The following is a 3,110-nucleotide window of genomic DNA, read 5'->3' as shown; positions in this document are numbered from 1 at the left end:
GGGCTCGGAGATGTCTATAAGAGACAGCGCCAGGAAGTCCTTGCGGCTCCACAGCTCGGCGAGCGTGGTCAGCGCCTGCCCGACGCTCGGGTCCGTCCACTTGATCTCGTGCCTGGCGAGCCGGTCGTACTTCTCCGGGCCCGCCTGCGACAGGTAGACGTTCTCGAACCAGTCCGTCAGCGTCCAGCCGTCCGCGCCGGCCACCGACAGCGCCGGGGTACCGGACGCCGACAGCGTGTCCGCGACGGTCAGCAGATCCTTCCACGTCTTCGGCGGCTGCACCCCGGCCGCCTCGAAGGCCTTCGCGTCGTACCAGACCAGCGACTTGTTGGCGGCCTTGTAGTACACCCCGTACGGGGTGCCGTCGACCGCGCCCAGCTTCTTCCAGCCGTCCGAGTAGTTCGCGTCGAGCTGGGCCTGCGCCTCCGGGCCGACCGGCTGCACCCACTTGTTCTTCACCGCCGCGGCCAGCGCCCCGGGCTGCGGCAGCAGCGCCACGTCCGGCGGCTGCCCGCCCGCGATCTTCGTGCCGAGGAAGGTGACGATCGGGTCCTGGGCCGGCACGAAGGTGACCGCGGCGCCCGTCCGCTTCTCGAACTCCCTCAGCACCTTCTCGAAGTTCGCCTGCTCCGGGCCCGTCCACACCGCCGAGACCTGTAACTTCTCCCCGTCCAGCCGCGGTAACTCCACCCGCGGCGCGGCCGGGGCAGTCGGCCCCGGAGGCGGATCCGCCTTCGAGCCCCCGCCGCCGCACCCGCTCAGGACGAGGGCGCCCGAGGCGGCCAGGACCACCCACGCACGGCTGCTGCTCCTACGGTTCTTCGTACGGTTCGTTCCCTGCCTGAGCATGGTTCGCCCCCGATTCCCGTGGTGTGACCCGTTCCACAGGTCTACGCCGAGCCGGGCACCCCCGCAATACCGCGTCACCGCCCCGCGGCGGCGGCGCGCCGGGCCCGCAGGATCCCCGCGGGGATCCCGACGTGCCTCGCCGGGGCGCCGCGGCCGGGGTCAGGGGGCGGCCGGGAACAGCACCGGCACCGCCGAGACCAGGTGCGACGCCCGGTCCAGGGCACTGGCCAGCAGGGCCAGGTCGGTCGGGCCGTTGCCGAGCTCGCGCACCGGGCGACGGGCCGGAGGATCACCCATCCGCTCCCACTCCACCGGGACCACCGTCGGCCGCTGGGTGGCAGTCCGGGGTATCCGGCCGGTCACCCGGCCGCCCTGGAACGGGACCGTCCGCCCGTCGGCGAAGCGGAGCAGGCCGCGGCCCGGGCCCGGCCGGTCCGGCGCGTCGAGCTCCACCCGCAGCGCACAGCTCCGGACGAGCTCGGTGTCGGCCGTACGGTCCGGGCGGGCGGTCGCGGCCACCAGGTGCACGCCGAGCCGCTCCCCGTCCCGGGCCACCGCCTCCAGGACGCGGACCACCGACCCGGCGGCGGGCCGGCCCGCACTGCCCAGGCCCGGCGCGACCAGCGCGTCGAGGTCGTCCACCAGCACCACCAGGCGGGGCAGCGGGCTCGGCCCGGCCGCCGGGTCCGTGCGTACGGCGGCGGCGCGCAGCCGCAGCGTCCCCGTACGCGGCGGATCCCCATCGCCGCCGCCCTGCTCGGCGGCGACCTGCTCGGCCGCGGAGGGCCGGCGCGGCGACACCATGCGGTCGGCCAGCTCCCGGCGGGCATGCCACTGCGCGAACGGGAGCCCGTCCAGCAGCTCGGCACGCCGTTTCAGCTCCGCGCCCAGGGCCTGCGCGAACTCCCTCATGCGCACCGGGTCGGCGGCGACCAGGTGCGCGGAGACGTGCGGCAGGTCGGCGGCGGGCAGCAGCCCGTCACCGCGCTCCCCGCCCGCCCCGTCGAGCAGGACCAGGGCCAGCCGGTCGGGCCGCGCCCCGGCGGCCAGCGACGCCGCGACCGAGCGGAGCAGCTCGGTACGGCCGCTCCCCGCCGGGCCCTCGACGAGCAGGTGCGGCCCGTCCTGCACCAGTTCGGCCCCGACCGGGCCGCCGCGGCCGCCTCCGAGCACGAACGCGACGAGTCCGCCGACGCCCTGGCCCTGCTCGGTCGCCTCGGCCCAGCGCGCCATCAGCGACGCCGGGGTGGCCCGGGCCAGGCCCAGCTCGTCGAGGAGCCGCGCGGTCGTGGGGAGTGCGGCGGCCGCCGACTGCTGCGGCGCGGCTCCGGCGGTTCCGGAGCGCAGCGGGGCCAGCGCCCGCGCGAACCGCTCCGCCCAGGCCGCGGAGACGGCGTCGGCGGTGGCGGTGGTGCCGGGCGGGCAGGGTGTTCCGCCGGCGACGGCGAAGGTCCGTACGGTGGTGGCCACGTCGCCGCTGAGCACGGCGGCGGCGCCGCAGTCCCGGAAGGCGGTGACGGCCTCGCAGGCGGCCTCGTAGGTGTCGGCGAGCGGGGAGGCGGGGGTCGCGGCCGGCGCCTCGGCCAGCACCAGTACGTGGATCCCGGCGGCCGCGCCGTGCGAGGCGAGCCGGCCGGTGAGGTCGCGCACCGCAGAGGTGCCGGGGTCCCCGTCCACGACGAGCAGGGTGTACGGCCCCGCGTACGCGGCCGCGGCCTCGCGGACGGCGCGGGGGGCGGCGGTCGCCCAGTTCACCCCGAGGGGGCCCTCGTCGAGCCGGCGCGTCAGCTCGGCGGTGCGGGCCGCCGCCTGGTCGCGGTCGTACGCGAGGAGCAGCCGGCAGTCCTGGCCGTGCGCGGGCCGTACGTGCGGCAGCCAGCCGAGCCAGCCCCACTCCTCGCGCCGCTGCGCCACCGGACGGGCCCGGTCGCTGCTGATGAGGACGATCTCCAGCTGCGCGGGCGCGTGCAGTGCGGCCAGCTGGGCCACGACCGACCGGGCCACCCCGGACAGCCGGGCGCGCGGGCCGGCAATGCCGAGCGCGCCGACGTCCTGGAGAGCGATCCGGCTCCCGGCCCCGAGGCCGACGTCGAGGCGGCCGCGGGGCCGGGACCACAGCCGCGGGGTGGGCGCGAGGGCCGCCAGCAGCAGGGCGGCGGGGTCGTCGGCGTCCGGCACCGCAGCCGCGGCCGCCGGAGCCGGCGCGGAATCCGCGGGCTCCTCCCCGCCCCGCATCCACCGCCGCGCCCACGCCCCGAACC

At 77.6% G+C, this 3,110-nt stretch carries 2 protein-coding genes; both read right to left on the bottom strand.

Annotated features, from left to right (window positions below):
* Positions 1-849, bottom strand: an 849-nt coding sequence (locus HYE82_RS35370; RefSeq protein WP_179178327.1) for an ABC transporter substrate-binding protein, incomplete at its 3' end; no start/stop codon positions are given.
* A gap of 159 nt (positions 850-1,008) precedes the next feature.
* The coding region (locus HYE82_RS35365; protein ID WP_256988155.1) for an FtsK/SpoIIIE domain-containing protein at positions 1,009-3,110 on the bottom strand (2,102 nt) is incomplete at its 5' end.

Origin of the sequence: Streptomyces sp. BR123 (assembly GCF_013401435.1) — a bacterium.
Taxonomy (GTDB): Bacteria; Actinomycetota; Actinomycetes; order Streptomycetales; family Streptomycetaceae; genus Streptomyces.
This window is presented reverse-complemented; position numbering and strand designations above follow the sequence as displayed.